At 70.0% G+C, this 20,613-nt stretch carries 21 protein-coding genes; 14 read left to right on the top strand and 7 right to left on the bottom strand.

What is annotated here, in order from left to right:
* Window positions 1–34: 34 nt before the first annotated feature.
* The gene (locus SY91_RS01170; RefSeq protein WP_011546324.1) at window positions 35–901 is read right to left on the bottom strand and encodes an IclR family transcriptional regulator; all 867 of its coding nucleotides are present in this window, start codon (window positions 899–901) and stop codon (window positions 35–37) included.
* A gap of 129 nt (window positions 902–1,030) precedes the next feature.
* Here SY91_RS01170 and SY91_RS01165 point away from each other — a divergent pair, with 129 nt between their 5' ends.
* The 6 genes from SY91_RS01165 to rfaE2 all read left to right on the top strand — a co-directional run bounded on the left by SY91_RS01165 (window position 1,031) and on the right by rfaE2 (window position 7,033).
* Entirely contained in the window at window positions 1,031–2,023 is a 993-nt protein-coding gene (locus SY91_RS01165) for a fumarylacetoacetate hydrolase family protein (RefSeq protein WP_023476781.1), read from the top strand.
* 130 nt (window positions 2,024–2,153) lie between these two features.
* Window positions 2,154–2,981, top strand: coding sequence for an enoyl-CoA hydratase/isomerase family protein (locus SY91_RS01160; protein ID WP_023476780.1), 828 nt, complete (start codon window positions 2,154–2,156; stop codon window positions 2,979–2,981).
* Between the two features lie 81 nt (window positions 2,982–3,062).
* Window positions 3,063–3,788 carry a PhaM family polyhydroxyalkanoate granule multifunctional regulatory protein gene (locus SY91_RS01155; protein ID WP_185921015.1) on the top strand — a complete coding sequence of 242 codons (726 nt, stop codon included), beginning with the start codon at window positions 3,063–3,065 and terminating at the stop codon, window positions 3,786–3,788.
* 24 nt (window positions 3,789–3,812) lie between these two features.
* Entirely contained in the window at window positions 3,813–5,039 is a 1,227-nt protein-coding gene (locus tag SY91_RS01150) for a patatin-like phospholipase family protein (RefSeq protein ID WP_185921014.1), read from the top strand.
* A gap of 466 nt (window positions 5,040–5,505) precedes the next feature.
* Complete coding sequence (locus tag SY91_RS01145) at window positions 5,506–6,384, top strand: diiron oxygenase (RefSeq protein ID WP_006477673.1); 879 nt, start codon at window positions 5,506–5,508, stop codon at window positions 6,382–6,384.
* 163 nt (window positions 6,385–6,547) lie between these two features.
* Entirely contained in the window at window positions 6,548–7,033 is a 486-nt protein-coding gene (rfaE2, locus tag SY91_RS01140) for a D-glycero-beta-D-manno-heptose 1-phosphate adenylyltransferase (RefSeq protein ID WP_006497810.1), read from the top strand.
* Between the two features lie 16 nt (window positions 7,034–7,049).
* On the opposite strand, the gene SY91_RS01135 is transcribed toward rfaE2, so the two are convergent.
* The 6 genes from SY91_RS01135 to SY91_RS01115 form a co-directional block, all read right to left on the bottom strand.
* The gene (locus SY91_RS01135) at window positions 7,050–7,292 is read right to left on the bottom strand and encodes a hypothetical protein (protein ID WP_023477829.1); all 243 of its coding nucleotides are present in this window, start codon (window positions 7,290–7,292) and stop codon (window positions 7,050–7,052) included.
* Between the two features lie 206 nt (window positions 7,293–7,498).
* A complete protein-coding gene (locus SY91_RS01130) occupies window positions 7,499–8,299 on the bottom strand; it encodes a type III pantothenate kinase (protein ID WP_023477827.1) in 801 nt (266 codons plus the stop codon).
* Window positions 8,296–9,216, bottom strand: a complete 921-nt coding sequence (locus tag SY91_RS01125) for a biotin--[acetyl-CoA-carboxylase] ligase (RefSeq protein ID WP_006477677.1) — start codon at window positions 9,214–9,216, stop codon at window positions 8,296–8,298. The genes SY91_RS01130 and SY91_RS01125 overlap by 4 nt, the downstream gene beginning before the upstream one ends.
* A 90-nt stretch (window positions 9,217–9,306) precedes the next feature.
* On the bottom strand, window positions 9,307–9,441 hold the full coding sequence (locus tag SY91_RS34915; protein WP_023477826.1) for a hypothetical protein: 135 nt from the start codon (window positions 9,439–9,441) through the stop codon (window positions 9,307–9,309).
* Window positions 9,442–9,495: 54 nt separating this feature from the next.
* Window positions 9,496–10,341, bottom strand: a complete 846-nt coding sequence (locus SY91_RS01120; RefSeq protein WP_124592234.1) for a tetratricopeptide repeat protein — start codon at window positions 10,339–10,341, stop codon at window positions 9,496–9,498.
* 8 nt (window positions 10,342–10,349) lie between these two features.
* Window positions 10,350–12,419 carry a bifunctional 2',3'-cyclic-nucleotide 2'-phosphodiesterase/3'-nucleotidase gene (locus tag SY91_RS01115; RefSeq protein ID WP_043888728.1) on the bottom strand — a complete coding sequence of 690 codons (2,070 nt, stop codon included), beginning with the start codon at window positions 12,417–12,419 and terminating at the stop codon, window positions 10,350–10,352.
* Between the two features lie 301 nt (window positions 12,420–12,720).
* Between SY91_RS01115 and SY91_RS01110 the strand changes: the two genes are divergently transcribed.
* The 8 genes from SY91_RS01110 (at window position 12,721) to SY91_RS01075 (ending at window position 20,601) form a co-directional block, all read left to right on the top strand.
* Window positions 12,721–13,845: an MlaE family ABC transporter permease gene (locus SY91_RS01110; protein ID WP_023478106.1), complete on the top strand. Its 1,125-nt coding sequence runs from the start codon at window positions 12,721–12,723 to the stop codon at window positions 13,843–13,845.
* Window positions 13,842–14,756, top strand: a complete 915-nt coding sequence (locus SY91_RS01105; RefSeq protein ID WP_023478105.1) for an ABC transporter ATP-binding protein — start codon at window positions 13,842–13,844, stop codon at window positions 14,754–14,756. Before SY91_RS01110 ends, SY91_RS01105 begins: the two co-directional genes overlap by 4 nt.
* A gap of 17 nt (window positions 14,757–14,773) precedes the next feature.
* Entirely contained in the window at window positions 14,774–15,703 is a 930-nt protein-coding gene (locus SY91_RS01100; RefSeq protein WP_006477682.1) for an MlaD family protein, read from the top strand.
* Between the two features lie 105 nt (window positions 15,704–15,808).
* Window positions 15,809–16,432: an ABC-type transport auxiliary lipoprotein family protein gene (locus SY91_RS01095; RefSeq protein ID WP_023478104.1), complete on the top strand. Its 624-nt coding sequence runs from the start codon at window positions 15,809–15,811 to the stop codon at window positions 16,430–16,432.
* Window positions 16,433–16,463: 31 nt separating this feature from the next.
* On the top strand, window positions 16,464–17,615 hold the full coding sequence (locus tag SY91_RS01090) for a VanZ family protein (protein ID WP_011546310.1): 1,152 nt from the start codon (window positions 16,464–16,466) through the stop codon (window positions 17,613–17,615).
* A 153-nt stretch (window positions 17,616–17,768) separates the two neighbouring features.
* Window positions 17,769–18,086, top strand: coding sequence for a (2Fe-2S) ferredoxin domain-containing protein (locus SY91_RS01085; RefSeq protein ID WP_011694422.1), 318 nt, complete (start codon window positions 17,769–17,771; stop codon window positions 18,084–18,086).
* A 13-nt stretch (window positions 18,087–18,099) separates the two neighbouring features.
* On the top strand, window positions 18,100–18,744 hold the full coding sequence (locus tag SY91_RS01080; RefSeq protein WP_006477686.1) for an alpha/beta hydrolase: 645 nt from the start codon (window positions 18,100–18,102) through the stop codon (window positions 18,742–18,744).
* Window positions 18,745–19,290: 546 nt separating this feature from the next.
* Window positions 19,291–20,601 carry a D-alanyl-D-alanine carboxypeptidase family protein gene (locus SY91_RS01075; RefSeq protein ID WP_006477687.1) on the top strand — a complete coding sequence of 437 codons (1,311 nt, stop codon included), beginning with the start codon at window positions 19,291–19,293 and terminating at the stop codon, window positions 20,599–20,601.
* Window positions 20,602–20,613 lie beyond the last annotated feature (12 nt).

The raw sequence follows: 20,613 nt of genomic DNA, 5'->3' as shown, positions 1-20,613 counted from the left end.
TTCGCGATGCGTGACGTGGCGTGAACCGGACGCGTCAGGCGTCGCGTGCGTCGGGACTATAGCCGAGTTCGTAAGACAGTTTCTGCGCGCAGGCGCGCAGCGCGGTGTCGATCTCGCCGCCCCACGCGATGTCGAACGAGCCTTCCTGGCCGAGCGCGACGATCGCGAGCGCGAGTTCGCCGACCGCGTCGAACACCGGCATGCAGAACGCGTGGATCGTCGGCAGCAGCATCCCCTCGACGCGCGCGGCCTGGTGTCGGCGCACGTCGGCGAGCACCGCATCGACTTCGTCGAGCGTGCGCGGGCCGCCGTGGTGCGGCGAGCGGCGCGTATCGGCCAGTTCGCGCTCCAGCATCGCGGCGGTTTTGCTGCGCGGCAGGTACGCGGCGAACAGCAGGCCCGTCGCGGAACCGAGCAGCGGCATCACGTCGCCGAGCTTCAGCGACGCCTTCGCCGGATGGCTCGACTCCATCCAGTGCACGATCGTCGGCCCCTGGTTGCCCCACACCGCGATGCCGACCGTCTGGTCGAGACGGTCGCGGAATTCGGTCAGCGCGATCCGCGCGAGCTTCACGCCGTCGACGCGCGCGAGCCGCGCGAGGCCCATCTGCAGCGCGAAGCCGCCGAGCTCGTAGCGGCCCGAGACGGGGTCCTGCGACACGACGCCGAGCCGCGAGAAGCTGACCAGGTAGCGGTGCGCCTTCGCCGGGCTCATGCCCGCGCGCTGCGCGAGATCGCGCAGCATCATCGCGCGCGGCTCGCTCGTCAGCACGTCGAGCAGGCGGAAGCCGACCTCGATCGACTGGATGCCGGAACGGACCTTCTCGCCGTGTTCGCCGGAAGCAGCGTCGTCGGTATCGGAGTCGGCGAGATCGTCGTCGGGAAGCGGGCTGGCGGGCATGGGCAACGGGGGCGCGAAAATGCGACAGGAAACGGGGTGAAAACGGCGTGCACGATCGTGGCGCGCCGCATGGATTCACCATCGTAAAATAGATTCCCTCCATCGTCACTACAACGGCAGATCCTCCCTATGAAACTTGCTTCGCTGAAGGACGGCACGCGCGACGGCCAACTGATCGTCGTGTCGCGCGACCTGCACACCGCGGCGATTGCCGATGCGATCGCGCCGACGCTGCAGCGCGTCCTCGACGACTGGGCGTTCTACGCGCCGCAACTGCGCGACCTGTACGACGCGCTGAACCACGGCCGCGCGCGCAACGCGTTCGCGTTCGATCCGGCCAACTGCATGGCGCCGCTGCCGCGCGCGTTCCAGTGGGCCGACGGCTCCGCGTACGTGAACCACGTCGAGCTCGTGCGCCGTGCGCGCGGCGCCGAGATGCCGCCCGAGTTCTGGACCGATCCGCTGATGTACCAGGGCGGCAGCGACGATTTCCTGGGGCCGCGCGACGACGTCGTGTGCCCGTCCGAGGAATGGGGCATCGACTTCGAGGCGGAGGTCGCGGTGATCACCGGCGACGTGCCGATGAGCGCGTCGCCCGACGACGCGCTGAAGGCCGTGCGGCTCGTCACGCTCGTGAACGACGTATCGCTGCGCAACCTGATTCCGGCCGAACTCGCGAAGGGCTTCGGCTTCTTCCAGAGCAAGCCGGCCACCGCGTTCGCACCGGTCGCCGTCACGCCCGACGAGCTGGGCGACGAATGGCGCGAAGGCCGCGTGCACCGCCCGATGATCGTTCACTGGAACGGCAAGAAGGTCGGCCAGCCCGATGCGGGCACCGACATGGTGTTCCACTTCGGCCAGTTGATCGCGCACGCGGCGAAGACGCGCAACCTGCGTGCCGGCTCGATCGTCGGCTCGGGCACGGTGTCGAACAAGGACGCGAAGCGCGGCTACTGCTGCATCGCCGAGAAGCGCTGCCTGGAGACGATCGAGCACGGCGCGCCGCAGACCGAATTCATGCGCTACGGCGATACGGTGCGCATCGAGATGTTCGACGCGGCCGGCAAGTCCATCTTCGGCGCGATCGAGCAGTCGGTCGCCCCGCCCGACGGCGCGGCATAAGCGGCGCGGTACGCAACGCGCCGGCGACACCCGACTTCGGCCCGCGCGCCGGGTTTCGCCCGATGTTTGACCGCGCGGGCTTGGCTACACTCGATTCAAGCGTTCGAGCGCCTCGAACAAGGAGCAGCAGATGGCCGATCTTGCCGCGTACGGCGGTTACGAAGCACTGAAGGTGACGCGCCGCGACCATGGCGTGCTCGACATCGTGATGAGCGGCGAGGGCGCGAACCGCAGCGGCCTCGCGACCGCGACCGCGCGCATGCATCGCGAGCTCGCTGACATCTGGCGCGACGTCGATCGCGATCCCGACACGCGCGTCGCGGTGATCCGCGGCGAAGGCAAGGGCTTTTCGGCGGGCGGCGATCTCGCGCTCGTCGAGGACATGGCGAACGATTTCGACGTGCGCGCCCGCGTGTGGCGCGAGGCGCGCGACCTCGTCTACAACGTGATCAACTGCAGCAAGCCGATCGTGTCGGCGATGCATGGTCCGGCCGTCGGCGCGGGGCTCGTCGCCGGGCTGCTCGCCGACATCTCGATCGCGGCGAAGGATGCGCGCATCATCGACGGCCACACGCGGCTCGGTGTCGCGGCCGGCGACCACGCGGCGATCGTGTGGCCGCTCCTGTGCGGGATGGCGAAGGCGAAGTACTACCTGATGCTGTGCGAGCCCGTGAGCGGCGAGGAGGCCGAGCGGATCGGGCTGGTCTCGCTCGCGGTCGAGCCGGCCGACCTGCTGCCGAAGGCATACGAAGTGGCCGAGCGGCTCGCGCACGGTTCGCAGTCGGCGATCCGCTGGACCAAGTACGCGCTGAACAACTGGCTGCGCACGGCTGGCCCGACCTTCGATACGTCGCTCGCGCTCGAATTCATGGGTTTTTCGGGGCCCGACGTGCAGGAAGGCATCCGTTCGCTGCGCGAGCGGCGCCCGCCCGCGTTCCCCGGCGACGCGCCGTTCTGACGTGCGCGCTATGATCGAACCACGCGCGGCTGCGCGACGCACGGCGGCCGCCTCGCTCCCCCAGTCAACCAGGATGCCCGTATGACGACCGATGCCTCCGGCGCCAACCCTTTCGCCGGCTTTGCCGGGTTCCAGCCCGCCGACATGATGGACCGGATGTGGGACATGATGCGGATGTCGCCGTTCGGCGGGATGGCGCCGTTTCCGGGCGCCACGCACGGGCTGCCGCCGTCGCTGTCGAGCATGTCCGACATGATGTCGCCGCTCACGAACGTCGAGGAGCTCGACAAGCGGATCACCGATCTGCGCGCGGTCGAGCAATGGCTGAAGCTCAATCTCGGGATGCTGCAGTCCGCGATCCAGGCGCTCGAGGTGCAGCGCGCGACGCTCGCGACGCTGCGCGCGTTCGGCGCGTTCGCGCAAAGTTCGATGTCGGCGGCCGAGGAAGCGGCCGTGGCCGCCGCGCAGGCCGCGAAACCCGCGTCGGCGGGCGAGGCTGCGCCCGATGCCGCGGCGTCCGCGGCGGAGGCGCCGGCGGGCGACCCCGCGCAGCAGTTCGACCCGGCCGGCTGGTGGAACCTGCTGCAGACGCAATTCAATCAGCTCGCGAGCCTCGCGATGGCGCAGCCGGGCATGCAGCCTGCCGCGCCGCCGGAGGCCGCCACCGCGCCGGAGCCCGCCGCGAAATCCGCCGCGGCCGCACCGCGCAAGCCCGCCGCGAAGCGTGCGAAGCCGTCCGGTTCGGCCGCGGAGCGCGCGGCGGCCGCTTCGTCGCCCGAAACGCGTCCGCCGAAGCGCTCGACGTGATGCGGGCCGGGTAGCAGGTCGATCATGCGACTCGCGCTCGTTCTGATGGGAGGCGGCGCGCGCGCCGCATACCAGGTCGGTGTGCTGAAGGCGCTGGCCGAGATCGCGCGCGAGGCCGATCCGCAGCGGCATACGCTGCCGTTCACGGTCGTGTGCGGTTCGTCGGCCGGCGCGATCAACGCGACGTCGGTCGCGAGCCACGCGGACGACTTTTCCCATGGCGTGCGGCGCCTGCTCGAATTCTGGGAGCCGTTGCGCACCGACTACGTGTATCGCACCGACTGGCTCGGCATCGCGGCCGCCGGCGCGCGCTGGCTCGCGACGATGACGTTCGGCTGGGCGGCGCGCCGCTCGCCGCGCGGGCTGCTCGACAACACGCCGCTCGCGCATCTGCTGCAGCGCGAGCTGAGTTTCCACCGGATCGAGCAGATGCTCGAGGCGCGCCTGCTGCATGCGCTCGCGATCACCGCGCTCAGCTATTCGAGCGGCCGGCACCTCACGTTCTACCAGGCGGCCGAGCCGATCCAGGCGTGGCGGCGCGCGCAGCGCACCGCGCGGCTCGTCGACCTGTCGGCGTCGCACCTGCTCGCGTCGTCGGCCATTCCGTTCGTGTTCCCCGCCGTGCCGCTCGTGCTCGACGGGCAGATCGAGTACTTCGGCGACGGCTCGATCCGGCAGATCGCGCCGCTGTCGCCGGCGATCCACTTCGGCGCGGACCGGATCGTCGTCGTCGGTGCAGCCGATCCGCGGCCCGAGATTCCGGCCGCGAACGGCGCGGGACGGGCCCGTGGCTATCCGAGCCTCGCGCAGATCGGCCAGCAGGTGCTCGCGAGCGTGTTCCTCGACTCGATCGGCTCGGACATCGAACGGATCGAGCACATCAACCGGATGATCGAGCACCTGCCGCACCAGGTCGAGCTCGACAGCGGCTGGCGGCACGTCGACGTGCTCGCGATCGCGCCGTCCGAGCGCATCGAGCTGATTGCCGCGAAGCACCTGAAGCAGATGCCGGCGACGATGCGCGGGCTGCTCGGCGCGATCGGCGGCAGCCAGCCGGCCGGCGCGTCATTCGCGAGCTACCTGCTGTTCGAGGAGGCCTTCACGCGCGAGCTGATCGAGCTCGGCTACCGCGACGGCCGGGCGCAGCGCGAGACGCTCGCCGGGTGGATCGCTCAGGCGGACGGCAGCAGCGCACCGGCGGCCGGCACGCCGCCGGAAGGCGGCCTCGCGGCCGGCGAAATACGGGTCTGACACGCGCAGGCGCAATGTAAGGTTGCGTTTTCGCGACGGTCGGGCGCGACCGATCGCCGCGCCGCGGTTGGCGGCGCGCGACCGGGCAGGCGTCTCGGAACCGTCATGCACGCGTGCTATCATGGCCGCCGCCGTATACACCATATCGAGCAGCCCGCCGATCCGGCATCCGCACGGGACCTTTCGAGGAACCCGCCTGGGGCAGGGGACGGGCGCGCCAACGAGCCGGCCAGCGCCGGCCCCCACTCAGGCAAGCGCGACCGGCCTCCGTCGGAACGGAGCGGGTTGCGGCATGCCCAACGGCGGCAACGCGGCCGCCCGGCCGCCGGACGAGGAATCAGCGTCCGGCGGGCCGGTTTCCCGCGTAAAATTAGAGTCTTGGCTGCAAAAAGCGCGCGCGGCGCGCTGGCGCGGCAACAGTCACGTTTAGAGAAGTCGCATTGCGCAGAACAGGGGTGGGACCATCATGAACACCATGCTTTATCCGGAACTTTACAGGTCGCTCGAAGCTGTCCGCTGGGACATGGAGAAGGACATTCCGTGGGACAAGTTCGACGCTTCGCTGCTCACCGACGAGCAGGCGAAGACGATCAAGATGAACGCGATCACCGAATGGTCGGCGCTGCCCGCGACGGAAATGTTCCTGCGCGACAACCAGCACGACAGCGACTTTTCCGCGTTCATGAGCGTGTGGTTCTTCGAGGAGCAGAAGCATTCGCTCGTGCTGATGGAATACCTGCGCCGCTTCAAGCCCGAGATGGTGCCGACCGAAGAGGAGCTGCACGCGGTGCGCTTCCAGTTCGATCCGGCGCCGCCGCTCGAGACGCTGATGCTGCACTTCTGCGGCGAGATCCGTTTGAACCACTGGTACCGCTGCGCGGCCGACTGGCACACCGAGCCCGTCATCAAGCAGATCTACGAAACGATTTCGCGCGATGAAGCGCGTCACGGCGGCGCGTACCTACGCTACATGAAGAAAGCGCTGAACAACTGCGGCGACGTCGCGCGTGCCGCCTTCGCGAAGATCGGCGTGCTGATGGCGTCGGCGCGCCGCACCGAGAAGCCGCTGCACCCGACCAACCTGCACGTGAACCAGGCGCTGTTCCCGCGCGACACCGTGCAGTCGCGCCTGCCCGATCCGGAATGGCTCGAGCGCTGGCTCGACGAGCAGATCCGTTTCGACGGCGAGTGGGAGAAGAAGGTCGTCGAGCGGATCCTGCACAACCTGTCGATCCTGTTCGAGCGCACGTTCGCGACCGCGCAGGAACTGAACCGCTACCGCAAGGAAGTCACCGGCCGCCTGCAGGCCGAAAACGGCCCGTCGTCGGCCGCGCAGCCGGCCTGAAGCCGGCACAGGGGCCGCCGTCGGCGCGAGTCGTGTCCGGTTCGCGCCCGGCTCGCGGCACCGTGTCGCGCTCGTCGCATGAAGCCCGCCCGGCCGGTCCGGCGGGCTTTTTATCGGGTGCCGCCGTCGCGCGCGCCGTCGTTCATCCCGTCCAATCTCCATCATGTCCGCCACTTTCGAACGCAAGCTGATCACCCGTGATGCCCTCGTCGCGCTGCGCGCATCGCTGCCGTCGCCCGTCGTGTTCACCAACGGCGTGTTCGACATCCTGCATCGTGGTCACGTCACGTATCTCGCCGATGCGAAAGCGCTCGGCGCCTGCCTGATCGTCGGCGTGAACAGCGATGCGTCGGTGCGCATGCTCGGCAAGGGCGACGACCGGCCGATCAACCGCGAAGAGGATCGCGCGGCGCTGCTCGCGGCGCTGGAAAGCGTCGACTGGGTCGTGACGTTCGCGGAAAAGACGCCCGTGTCGCTGATCGAAGCCGTCCGTCCGGACATCCTCGTGAAGGGCGGCGATTACGACATGGACGCGCTGCCGGAATCGGCGCTCGTGCGCGGCTGGGGTGGCCGAGCGCTGGCGATTCCGTTCGAGCACGATCGCTCGACCACTGCACTGCTGAAGAAGGTGCGCGCGCAACAGCCGTGAGCGCGACGCAGCGCCGTCACGGGGCGGACGCCGCGAGCGGTGCGGTCGTGACGGCCGGCGCCGCGATCGGGCCGCCGACGATGGGCTGGTCGGTCGCCCGCACGAGCGGTGTCACGCGCAATGCGTCGGGCCGCACTTGCCGCGACAGCACGCCCGGTTCGCGCGGGCCGGCCGCGGGCAGCGGCCCGAACATGCCGCGCGCCACCACGAACGCGAGCATGTTGGCGAGAAAGAGAACAGCGATCAGCCAGCGCAGCATCGTCGAAACTCCTTGTCGTCATTGACGTGATTCACGTCGTTCAGTCGAGCCGGCCGCATGGCCGGCTTTTTTCATGGCTTTCGTTGACCGTTCGTGCGGGCCGCTGGCACGGTACCGCGCGTATTGCCTCGTCGGCGTGACGTGGGCCGGCCGGGCTCACTTTGGCCTGCGTCGCGACGCGCCGGCGCGATGCCGACGCTTTTGCGTCAATCCTGCGCCGTTGCCGGGGCGGCCGCGTCCGCTGCGATCAGCGCGAGCCCGGACAGGATCAGCGCGTCATGCCGCGTATGCGCGACCGTCAGCGCACGCGCGACGTCGTCCGCCGCCCCGCCTGCCAACACGAGCCGCACGGGCGCCTGCCACGCCGCGACGAGATCGCGCCACGCGCGTTCGATCAGGCCGGCCTGCGCGTACAGGCAGCCGGCCGACAGCGAGCGTGGCGTATCGATCTGGAACGGTTCGGCCTGCGCGCCCGCGAGCAGGCCGCTGGCGATATCCGTGGTCAGCGTCGGTAACTGCGCGGTGTGCGTGCCGAGCGCGCGCATCATCAGCGCCCAGCCCGGCGCGATCAACCCGCCCGTGAAGCGGCCGTCCGCGCGCAATGCCTCGAGCGTCGTCGCGGTGCCGAACGTCGCGATCAGCAGATGCTCGCCGGGAAACGCCGCATGCGCGCCGATCAGGCCGGCCCATCGGTCGCTGCCGAGCTGTTCGGGCGTCGTATAGCCGTTCGTCACGCCGCATTGCGCGGGCCGCGCGCGGATCGTCGTGCGCGGCAAGCCAGGCCAGCGTGCGTCGAGCAGCGCGTCGAGCCGTGCGGCCACGTCGGCGCCCGCGACGTTCGAGATCCACGCGCCGCGCGGCCGCGGCAGGTGCGACCAGTCGGGATCGGCGCCGCCGTCGCGCGTATGGCCGAACGCGCCCGTGTCGACGAGCGAGCGCCGCGCGTCGGCGAGCGCCCACTTGATCCGGCTGTTGCCGGCATCGATCAGCAGGTGCGGTTCGCTCATTGCGCTTCGCGCAGCGACACGTCGCCGGCCGCGATCGTCTGCACGCCGGTCGGCGTGTCGAGCAGCAACTGACCGGTCGCGTCGATACCCGTCGCGATGCCGCGCGCGCGCTCGACGCCCTGTTCGAGCAGCACGACTTCGCGGCCCGCGTACGCGTGCAGCGCGTGCCAGCGCGGCAGGAACGGCGCGAGGCCGTCGGTGCCGAACTGCGCTAGGGCGGGCGTGAGCGCGTTCAGCGACGCGGCGAGCGTATCGGTGAGGTTCGCCGACGCGCACACGATCGACAGCGCGGCGGGCGGCAGGCCGCTCGCGAGCGTCGCTTCGCGCGCGCGCAGCGCGTCGACCTGCGCGGCCACGGCTTCCGCGCCGCGCACGTTGATGCCGAAGCCGATCACGACGGCGGTGGCGTCGGCGGTGGTCCAGACGGTTTCGATCAGGATCCCGGCGAGCTTGCCGACGATGCGCGGCGTGCCGTCGTCGTCGGCCGTCAGCAGCAGGTCGTTCGGCCATTTGAGCGCGACGCGCGTGCGGGCGTCGAGCGGCAGCGTGGCCAGCCCTTCGGCGAGCGCGACGCCGATCGCGATGCTGAGGCCGCCGAGCGCATCGACGGCGCGCGGCACGATGCAGCCGACCGAGCACAGCAGCGCATTGCCGGGCTGCGCGAACCACGGGCGGCCCTGCCGGCCGCGGCCGGCCGTCTGCTCGAACGCGACGCGCACGAGCGGCGCGGGCAACGCGTTCGCGCTGCGCGGCAGCGCCTTGAGCCGGGTCGCGACGTCGGCGTTGGTCGAGCCGGTGGCGGCGACGATGTCGAGCGGCCACGCGCGCGGCGCGGCGTCCAGGTGCGCCTCGAGCCGGTTGCGCGCGATGTGCGCGTCGCCGGATTCGGGCGTGTCGGAGGAGGTGGGGGCGTTCATGGCGCCTATTGTAGCGACAGGGGGCGTTGGCGCGCGCCGGACGGCGCGCCTAACCTGCAGGACGACACGGCGTGGCTTGGCGCTGCATCTCTATCCGCGCTCCAGCGCCTTGATGTCCTCTTCCGACGTCATCTTGCACGCGAGCGGCGTCCTGCCCTTCAGCGCCGGGCCTTGGCGGGTCGAAACGAGGATTGGTGCGCCGCCGACGGCTCGCAGATGACGCATGTGACGCAACCGTTCGGCCAGGTCACGCCCACGCGTTCCCCAGCCGAACGGCCGTCACGGCGCGACGACCGGGTGCTTCAGCGCGTGCGCGGTCTCGATCCACTGCGCGTGGAACTCGTCCGCGTCGGGCCGAAGCCCGAGTTCGCCGTTGCGATAGGCCATCGCGAGCGTCTGCACGGCTTCCGGCAGCTCGTGCTCGGCGGCGCGGCGATACAGCGCGAGCGCGCGCACCTCGTCGCGCGGCACGCCGCTGCCGTCGCGGAACGCGTTCGCGAGCATGAAGTCGGCGGCCGGGATGTCCGCGCGCGACGCGATGTCGAACCAGTGCGCGGCCTGCACCGGGTCGGCCGCGATGCCGTAGCCGCTGCGGTAGATCAGCCCGAGGTAGTACGCGGCGGCCGGGTCGCCCTGTTCGGCCGCTGCACCGAGCAGCGCGCGGGCGCGCACATAGTCCTTCGGAATGTCGCCGCTGCCGAGCAGCAACGCCTTGCCGAGCGCAAGCTGCGCGCGCCGCGCGGCCGGCGCGTCGGCCTTGCCCTCCGCCGCCGCGGCCGTTTCCAGCCAGCCGCGCCCCTCGTCGCGCAGCCCTGGCTCGTGCGCATCGACGAGCGCGATGCCGAGCGCCGCCTGCGCGGCGCCCGAGCCGCGGCGCGCGAGCGTGCGCAACTGGGCCAGCGCATGCGGCTCGGTCGCCTGCGTGACCATCGCCTGCCATTCGTCGAGCTGCGCGGCGCTCGGCGCGGGGCCGGCGCCGCGCAGGCCGGTCGCCACGACGACGGCCGCGACGGTCACGGCCGCCGCCGCGAGCAGCGCGGCCGGCGGGAGTTTCGCGCGCAGCACGCGCCGCGCGGCGGCGGCGACGCCGGTTTCGGCGGGCCGCATCGTCCGGATCGGTTGCATCGCGTGTCTCATTGCGTGAGGTCGATTTCGTAGGTCGCGAGGTTCTTGCCCGAGCCGTCGTCGGCCGCGACCTGCGTGATGCCGGTCAGGCCGGCCGCCGCCGCGTCGCCGAGGCGGTTCGGCGCGGACGCGAACCGCACGTGCGCGACCGAGCTCGCGAGCTTCGTGAAGCGCCAGCTGCGCTGCGCGCCGTCGGCCGCGCGCGTGATCGCGCCGCGCTTCTTGATGAACGCGATCAGCACGTCGCGGTTCGCATCGGGCGACGCGAAGATCGTCTTGCTGCCGTCGAGGCCCGGGAAGTTGCCGCCGCCGCTCGCACGGTAGTTGTTGGTCGCGACGATGAACTGCGCGTTCGGGTCGATCGCCGCGCCCTTGTACGTCAGGTTCCTGATCCGGCTGCCGACCGGCTGCGTGACGTCGATTTCATACGCGAGATCGGCCGACGTGAACATGTCGAAGTTGTAGCCGGGGAAGGTGCTGACGAGCGGCTGTACGGTGGCCTTGGTCGGGTCGATCGTGTTGAAGCGCTTGGCGGCCGTCTCGAGCCAGTTCTTCACGTCGGCGCCGCTCACCTTCACCGCGTACACGGTGTTCGGATACAGGTACAGGTCGGCCGCGTTGTTGATCGCGAGCGCGCCCGGCGCGACGTCGGTGTAGTCGGTGCCGCCGCCGAAGCCGCTCTTGAACGGCGCGCTGACCGACAGCACCGGCAGCGATGCGTACTGCGGCAGGTTCGCCTGCACGTAGGTCTTCACGTAGTCGGCCTGCGCCTCGTTGACGATCTGGATCGCGCCCGGATCGCCGACGTCCGCGAAGTACGAGTTCATCCGGTAGTCGGTGGAGCCGATCGGCGTCTTCACGTAATCGATCGTCGCCTGGTGCTCGGCCGCGATCGCGGCGGACACCGACGGGTCGGCCGCGACGTAGCTCTTGTCGGCGTTCTGGATCGGCCGTGCCTCGACGGTCGTCTGCGACTTGTCGACGGCCCAGGTCTTGCCGTCGAACTTCAGGCCGAGCTTGATCACGCCGAGATGCTTGCCCCAGTAGTTGGCCATCACGGTCGGCACGCCGTTGACGGTGCCCTTGACCTTGTCGACGCCCGGCAGGTTGAACTGCGCCACGGTGCTGTTCGCGTCCGGGAACACCTGGTGCGAGTGGCCGATCAGCATCGCGTCGATGCCGGACACCTTCGACAGCCACCAGCTGCCGTTTTCCATCGTCGGCGAGTACGCGGAATTGTCGAGGCCGCCGTGCGAGATCGCGACGACGAGATCGGCGCCTTTCGCGCGCATTTCCGGAATGTACTTCTCGGCCGCTTCCTTCAGCCCGGTCGTATAGACCTTGCCGTCGAGCCAGCGCTTGTCCCAGTTCATGATCGCGGGCGGCGTGAAGCCGATGATGCCGATCTTCACGGGCGCGCTGACCGTCTTGCCGTCCGGCGTCGTGGCCGTCACCGTGCGCGTCAGGATCGTGTACGGCGTGAACAGCGGCGCGTTGGTCTTCGCGCTGATCACGTTCGCGAGTACCTGCGGGAAGTTCGGGCCCGCGCACTTCTTCTGCTGGGCCGGCGCCGGCAGGCCGTCGACCTCGAACGTGTTGCCGGTCACCTGCGACAGGTACGGCAGCCCGTAGTTGAATTCATGGTTGCCGATCCCGCCGCCGTCGAACTTCGCGGCGTTCATCACCTTGTAGATCGCGAGCGTCTGGTCGCAGCCGACCGGCTTCACGAGCGCCTGGTAGTCCGATAGCGCGGTGCCCTGGATCGTGTCGCCGTTGTCGAGCAGCAGCGTGTTCGGGTACTGCTTGCGCGCCTGCGCGATCAGCGTCGACACGCGCTCGAAGCCGAGTGAATTGTCGGCGGCGAGCTTGAAATAGTCGTACGACAGCACGTTGGTGTGCAGGTCGGTCGTCTCGAGCAGCGCGAGCGTGGCCGTCGTGCCGACGGGCGCCTGGGCCTCCGGCTGAGCCGGCGGCGTGGCGGTGACGTCGTCGCCGCCGCAGCCGGCGAGGACGAAGGCGAGGCTGGCGAGCGCGGCGGCGGCCGGCACGTGACGGCGGGAAAGCGGGGGGAGACGCATCGGTTGTCCTGTTCGGTGTTCTGTTTTATGAAACGCGAGGTACGCACGAATGGCGGCGCGGCGCGCCGTCGGCCTGAGGTGCGGCGCGTGAGAGTATCGAAAGGAAACGTGACGGAACAATGAAAGGTCGCGACGCGGGCAGCGGGCCGTGGCCCGCGGCGGCGTTGGGCCGGTCCGGCCGGCACCCCGGGGCCGGGCGCGTCCGGCCGCACGCCGCCGCCCGGCCCCGGAAATCCTCACGTCGCGGCATCGGGCGGTTCGCTACAATGGCCGCTGTCATCCTTTTGCAAACAACCCGCCCTTGGACTTCGAGACTCCTCCCGGCCTGTCGGTCGACGCCGGCGGCCAGGGCCAGACGGTGCGCCTGACCGGCCAGTGGACCGCGCTCTCGCTCGCGCGTAATCGCGGCGCCGTGGCGCGCCGCATCGCGAGCATCGCCGCCGGGCGCGTGAGCGAATGGGATCTGTCCGGCATCGAGCGGCTCGACCACGTCGGCGGCCAGGCGCTGTGGCGCGTATGGGGCCGCAAGCTGCCGGCCGGCGTCGCGCTGAGCGCCACGCAGCGCACGATCTTCGAGCGCATCGAGCGGCTCGACAGCGAACGCGAGGCGCCGGAGCGCATCGTGCGCTTCGATCCCGTCACGCGGCTCGGCCTGGCGATCTTCGCGTTCGGCGAACACCTGCAGGGCGGCATCGCGATGTTCGGCCGCGTGATCCTCGATGCGCTGTCGGTGCTGCGCCGCCCGAAGACGATGCCGTGGAAGGAAATCTCCGCGAACATCTACAGCGCCGGCGCGCAGGCGCTGCCGATCACCGCGCTCGTCGCGTTCCTGATCGGCATCGTGCTCAGCTACCTGTCCGCGCAGCAGTTGCAGATGTTCGGCGCGAACCGCTACATCGTGAACATCCTCGGGCTGTCGGTGATCCGCGAGCTCGGCCCCGTGCTGTCGGCGATCCTCGTCGCGGGCCGCTCCGGCTCGGCGATCACCGCGCAGATCGGCGTGATGCGGGTGACCGAGGAGCTCGACGCGATGCGCGTGATGGGCATTCCGCACGGGCTGCGGCTGATCCTGCCGCGCGTGCTCGCGCTCGGCGTCGCGATGCCGCTGCTCGTGATGTGGACCAACATCATCGCGCTCACGGGCGGCGCGCTCGCCGCGAAGCTGGTGCTCGGCATCGACATCAACTATTTCGTGCGCTCGCTGCCGGGCGTCGTGCCGATCGCGAACCTGTACATCGGCGTCGGCAAGGGCGTCGTGTTCGGCATGCTGATCGCGCTGGTCGCGTGCCATTTCGGCTTCCGGATCAAGGCGAACTCGCAGAGCCTCGGCGAAGGCACGACCACGTCGGTGGTGTCGTCGATCACGGTCGTGATCCTCGCCGACGCGGTGTTCGCGATCCTGTTCCAGAACGTGGGGCTGGGATGAACGCATCGAACGAAACGACCGCGCATGCCGCGGCCATCGGCGCCGGGTCGGTCGGCTCCCGGCCGGACGCGGCCGCCGACGCCGGCGATCTCGTGATCGAGGTGCGCAACCTGACCAAGCGCTACGGGCGCAACATCGTTCACCAGAAGCTCGACTTCGACGTGCGGCGCGGCGAGATCGTGTCGATCGTCGGCGGGTCGGGCTCCGGCAAGACGACGCTCGTGCGCCAGATCCTGGGCCTCGAACGGCCGACGTCGGGCACGATCAAGGTGTTCGGCGAGGATACGTCGACGATCGACGATGCAAGCGCGCGGATGATGCGCACGCGTTCGGGGATGCTGTTCCAGCAGGGTGCGCTGTTCTCGTCGATGACGGTGTTCGACAACGTCGCGCAGCCGCTGCGCGAGCTCGGCCGCGTGCCGCCGGATCTCCTGCACGACATCGTGATGCTGAAGCTCGAGATGGTCGGGCTGCCGTGCAAGCACGCGTCGAAGATGCCGGCCGCGCTGTCGGGCGGGATGGTGAAACGGGTCGGCATCGCGCGCGCGATCGCGCTGGAGCCCGAACTGCTGTTCCTCGACGAGCCGACGGCCGGCCTCGATCCGCAGGCGTCCGACGAATTCGTCGAGCTGATCGCGACGCTGCATCGCACGCTCGGGCTGACCGTCGTGATGGTGACGCACGACCTCGACACGATGGTCGCGCTGTCGACGCGCGTCGCGGTGCTGGCCGACCGCAAGGTGCTGGTCGCCGCGCCCGTCGAGGAGGCCGCGAACGTCGACCATCCGTTCATCCACGAATATTTCCTGGGGCTGCGCGGGCGCCGCGCATTGCAGGCGCTGCCGCCCGAGCGGCGTGCGAAGCTGCCGAAGGCGGCCCTCGAACCGGCGCTCTCGAGCGTCGAGCTGTAGAAGCAAGGAACCCGCGAATGGAAAACAAATCACATGCGTTCTGGGCCGGCCTGTTCACGATCGCGCTGACGCTCGCGATCGCGGGCACCGTGTTCTGGTTCAACGTCGACCGCACCGTGCGCGTGCCGTACGACCTGCTCGCGCGCACCAACGTGACGGGGCTGTTCCCGGACGCGGCGGTGCGCTTTCGCGGCCTCGACGTCGGCAAGGTGCAGTCGATCGGCTTCGATCGCACGCATCCGGGCCAGATCCGCATCCGTATCCTCGTCGATCACGATGCGCCGATCACGCAGTCGACCTACGGCAGCCTCGGCTTCCAGGGCGTGACGGGCATCGCGTTCGTGCAACTGGAGGATACGGGGCGCGATCTGTCGCCGCTGCCGTCGTCGCCGAAGGCGATCGCGCAGATCCCGATGCGGCCGAGCCTGTTCGACCAGATCCAGGAGCGCGGCGACGTGCTGCTGCGGCAGCTCGAGCTCGCTGCGAAGAGCGCGAACGCGCTGATGTCGCCCGAGATGCGCGAGCAGTTGCGCGCGACCGCCGAAAGCCTGCAGCACGCGGCCGACGGCGCCGCGACGCTGACGAAGCAGCTCGGCCCGGCGGTCACCGCGCTGCCGGAAACGATGCACGAGGTGAACCGCGCGATGGCGTCGGCGAACACGCTGCTGCAGCCGAACGGGCCGCTCGTGTCGAACCTGAACAAGGCCGGCACGGCCGCCGAGCAGGTCGGCGTCGCGCTGAACGGTCTCAACGCGCGCGTGCAGTACGACACGCTGCCGCGCTTCAATGCGCTGGCCGACAGCGTCGGCGACGCGTCGCGGCAATTGAAGGACGTCGCCGGTGAACTTGGTCGCAACCCGCGCAGTCTGTTGTTCGGTTCGCCCGGCGCGGCGCCGGGACCCGGCGAGGCGGGCTTCGTCTGGCCGGGTGCGACGGCCGGGAAGTGATACACGGGACATACGGAACACACGGCAGCAGTTGATCGATCGTCCGGCCGGGAGCGGCCGGACAGGACGCCCATCGAAACCGGACACATCATGCAGGAATACGCCATGCCACGAATCCTTGACCGCGCGCTGCGCCCGGCCGCAGCCGCGCTCGCCGTGCTGACGCTCGCGCTGGCGGCCGGTTGCGCCGGCAACGACGCGGTACTGTCGAACATCCGCTACGACCTCGGGCCTGCATCGTCGGTGACGACCACCGGTTCGGGCCCCGCGCTGAAGGTGCTCGACGTCGCCGCGCCCGACGCGCTCGATTCGGACAAGTTCGCGTACCGCCTCGCGTACGCGGATGCGCAGCACGTGGCCGTCTATCGCGACAGTCGCTGGACCGCGCCGCCCGCGCAACTGCTCACGCAGCGGCTGCGCGGCGCGCTATCGTCGCGCGGCACGGTGCTCGAAGGCGCCGACGGCGTGCGCGCGCCGACCCTCAAGGTCGACCTCAGCGAATTCGAACAGGTCTTCGACGGGCAGTCGCAAAGCCACGGCGCGGTGACCGCGCGCGCGACGCTGATGCAGGACGGCAAGGTGCTCGGTCAGCGCACGTTCGTCGCGCGCGCGCCGTCGAGCACGCCCGACGCCGCCGGCGGCGCGCGTGCGCTCGCGGCGGCCAGCGACGAACTCGTGTCGCAGATCGCCGCATGGGTCGGCGTGCAGGCGTACGCGGGCACGCCGTGACGCCCGACGTGCCGCCGCGATTGCATCCGCGATGAACGTGCCCGGCACGCATCGCGCGTCGCCGCTCGCGCGGCAGGCGTTTGCCGCCTACGCGGCGCTGATCGTCTATGCGTCGCTGTATCCGTTCGAAGGCTGGGTGTCGCTCGGCATCGGCCCGTTCGATTACCTGTTCGCGCCGATGCAGCGCTACGTGACCGCATTCGACGTGGTCACGAACGTACTCGGCTATCTGCCGTTCGGCGCGCTCGGCGTGCTCGCGCTGCATCCGCGCTGGCGCGGCGTGGCCGCGACGCTGATCGCGGGCGCGCTCGGCGTGCTGCTGTCGGGCACGATGGAAGCGCTGCAGACCTACCTGCCGACGCGCGTTGCGTCGAATCTCGATCTCGGCGCCAACGCGCTCGGCGCGCTGCTGGGCGCGGCGCTCGCGGCGCCGGCCACCGGCGCGCTGCTCGACCGCGGCGCGCTGCGCCGGCTGCGCTTCGCGTGGCTGGAGCCCGACGGTTCGACGCCGCTGCTGCTCGCTGCACTGTGGCCGTTCGCGATCGTGTTTCCGTCGCCGTTCCTGTTCGGCATCGGCGACTGGCCGGCCGCGCTGTGGGAGCGCGCCGACGCGTCGATGCAGGACGCGCTGCTCGCGTGGCTGCCGGCCGCATGGCGCGTCAGCGAATGGCCCGAGCGGGTCGACGGCTGGCTGTCCGATTCCGCGTGGGAAGCCGTGCTCGGCGGGCTGATGCTGTTCGCCGCGCTGGCGATCGCGTCGCTCGCGATGCGCGCGCGCGCGCCGCGCATCCGGCTGCTGATCGCGCTGGTGGTTGCCACGCTCGTGCTGAAGGCGGCCGCGACGTTCATGCAGTCGGCCACCGGCCTCGTCGTCGTGTGGGCGACGCCCGGCGCGCGGCTCGGCATCGAGCTCGGTTTCGCGGCGGCGCTCGTCGCGTTGCGCGTGCCGGCGACGTGGCGCGCGCTGCTCGCGGCGCTCGCGCTGCTGGCCGGCGTCGCGCTCGTGAACCTGCTGCCGGTCAACCCGTTCTTCGACTTCACGCTGTCGGGGTGGCGACAGGGCCGCTACGTGCACTTCAACAGCATCGCGCGCTGGCTCGCATGGATCTGGCCCTACGCGGCGCTGATCTGGCTCGGCCAGCGCGTCGAACACGCGTGGCTGCCGGCCGCGCTGCGCCGCTGACGCGACGCCGGGGCCGTGCGGCGGCGGCCGTGCCGCGGGCAGCCGCGTGCGCCGGTCGCTATAATCGTCCGCATCCTCCGTTGCCGCCTCGCGCAACGGCAATCCATCGCCCCTCTTTCCGCACGGCTTCGTGCCGGGCCGCTCGTCACCATCATGGATTCCTACTACCAGCACCACGTCTTCTTCTGCCTGAATCAACGCGAACCGGGCGCCGAACGCCCGAGCTGCGCGCAATGCGATGCACAGACCATGCAGGAATACGCGAAAAAGCGTGTGAAGGAACTCGGTCTCGCGGGTCCCGGCAAGGTCCGCATCAACAAGGCCGGCTGTCTCGACCGCTGCGAGGAAGGGCCGGTGATGGTCGTGTATCCGGAAGGCACGTGGTACACGTACGTCGACCAGGCCGACATCGACGAGATCGTCGAGTCGCACCTGCGCGACGGCAAGGTCGTCGACCGCCTGAAGATCTGAGCGGGCCGGCCGAATGAACGTTCATACGCAGAAATCGCTGATCGCGGGCCCGATCGGGCAGATCGAAATCGCGGTCGACCTGCCCGACGCGGTGCGCGAAGGCGACGCCGCGCCGCGCGGCATCGCGCTCGTCGCGCATCCGCATCCGCTGTTCGGCGGCACGATGGACAACAAGGTCGCGCAAACGCTCGCGCGCACGCTCGTGCAGTTGAACTACGTCGTCTACCGGTCGAACTTCCGTGGCGTCGGCGCGACCGAAGGCGTGCACGACAACGGCACGGGCGAGGCCGACGACCTGCTCGCGGTGCTCGCGCACATGCGCGCGCAGCCCGCGTATGCGGACCTGCCGCTCGTGCTCGCGGGCTTCTCGTTCGGCACCTTCGTGCTGTCGCACGTCGCGAAGCGCTTGCGCGACGCGGGCGAGACGATCGAGCGGATGGTGTTCGTCGGCACGGCCGCGAGCCGCTGGCAGGTGGCCGACGTGCCCGAGAACACGCTCGTGATCCACGGCGAAACCGACGACACGGTGCCGATCGCGTCGGTGTACGACTGGGCGCGGCCGCAGGAGCTGCCGGTCGTCGTGATTCCCGGCGCCGAGCATTTTCTCCATCGCAAGCTGCACGTGCTGAAGCGCATCATCGTCGACGCGTGGCGCTAGGGCCGGCGCAAGCCCGTCACAGTGTGAACAGGCCCTGGCCTGCATGCGATGGCCGGCGTGAGCGCCGGCGACCGTACCGCGCACCGGCGCCCGGGCGGCTGAGGCGCGCCCCTTCCCGAAACTTCACGCAACATCGCGCCGCCCCGCACGGCGCGCCGCCGGCCGCATGGCGGCGCAACCCGACTTGCACGCCGCCTGCGCACGCCTTTCGCGCGGCTTCGAGCGCGTGTGTCCGTTGCATGCCCGTGCGATGCTCTCGCAACCGGTATGCGGGTGTCCGCCGCCAGGTTCGCGAAAACGCCGTTCGCGGCCACGTATAATGGCCGCATTTCGCGTTGCCCGCGGCCCGGCTGGGCCCATGCGGCGCTCGTTTCGCCGCCTGTCCGCCCGCTCGCGACGGCCGCGAACCGAACGCGCCCGCACGAGTCCAACCGGCGCGTTTCGCGTCGCCCGACGGTGTCGGGCGAGTGCCCGAGACGCCCGCCGCCTTGCCGTTCAACCCTGCGCGTCTCGCACCGCACTTTCTGCCATCAGCCTGAATCGATCATGCGTCTGTCTTCCCAAGGCCTCAAGTCCCTCGCTTCCTCCATCGCCTTCGGCACCGCCGCGCGCAACGTCGCGCTCGGCGTGATGCTGCCCGTCGCGCTCGCCTCGACGATCGTCGTCGCCGAGGCGAAGCCGGCCGCCAAGGCCAAGGCCGCGCATGCGGCGCCGGCCGCCGAGCAGTTCACCGGCGCGCCCGCGACCTACATGCCGGGCGCGGTGCCGCCGCCGGGCGTGAACGCGCGCTCGTGGGTGCTCGTCGACGCGACGAGCAACACGGTGCTCGCATCGGGCAATGCGGACGAGCGCGTCGAGCCGGCGTCGCTGACGAAGCTGATGACGGCCTACCTCGTGTTCGAGGCGCTCGACAAGAAGAAGATCTCGATGGAGCAGATCGTCACGCCGAGCGACGCGGTGCGCCGCGTCGGCCGCGACGAGTCGCGCATGTTCATCGAGGCGAACAAGCCGGTGTCCGTGCACGACCTCGTGTACGGGATGATCATCCAGTCGGGCAACGATGCCGCGATCGCGCTGGCCGAGCTCGTCGGCGGCAGCGAAGGGCAGTTCGTCACGATGATGAACGACGAGGCAGGGCGCCTCGGCATGAAGGGCACGCACTTCGCCGACGTGAACGGCATGCCCGACCCGAACCACTACACGACGGCCGGCGACCTCGCGAAGCTGTCGGCCCACCTGATCCGCGATTTTCCGCAGTACTACAGCATCTTCTCGGAGAAGGAATTCAAGTACAACAACATCCGCCAGGGCAACCGCAACCGGCTGCTGTGGCTCGACCCGACGGTCGACGGCCTGAAGACCGGCCATACGCAGGCGGCCGGTTACTGCCTGATCGCGTCGGCGAAGCGCGCGATCCCGGGCGTCGACGGCCAGCGCCGCCTGGTGTCGGTGATGATGGGCGAGCAGAAGGAAAGCGAGCGTACGCAGGACAGCATGAAGATGCTGAACTACGGCTACAGCGCGTTCGATTCGGTACGCCTGTTCAAGGGCGGCCAGGCGATCTCGACGCCGCGCATCTACAAGGGCAAGGACAACACCGTGCAGGTCGGCGTGAAGGGCGACCAGTGGGCGACCGTGCCGCGCGGCCTCGGCGACAAGGTCAAGACCGAGGTCGACGTCAACGCGCCGCTGATCGCGCCGCTCACTGAAGGCCAGCAGGTCGGCACCGTGAAGATCGTCGCCGATGGCAAGACGCTGTCCGAATTCCCGGTCGTCGCGCTGCAAGCCGTGCCGGAAGCGGGTATCTTCGGACGTATCTGGGACTCGATCCTGCTGATGTTCAGCAAGAAGAAGTAAGCACGACGGGCC

Origin of the sequence: Burkholderia cenocepacia, from assembly GCF_014211915.1 — a bacterium.
Lineage (GTDB): Bacteria > Pseudomonadota > Gammaproteobacteria > Burkholderiales > Burkholderiaceae > Burkholderia > Burkholderia orbicola.
Note: the sequence above shows the minus strand (reverse complement) of the source record. Positions and strands in the feature narration are given on the sequence as shown.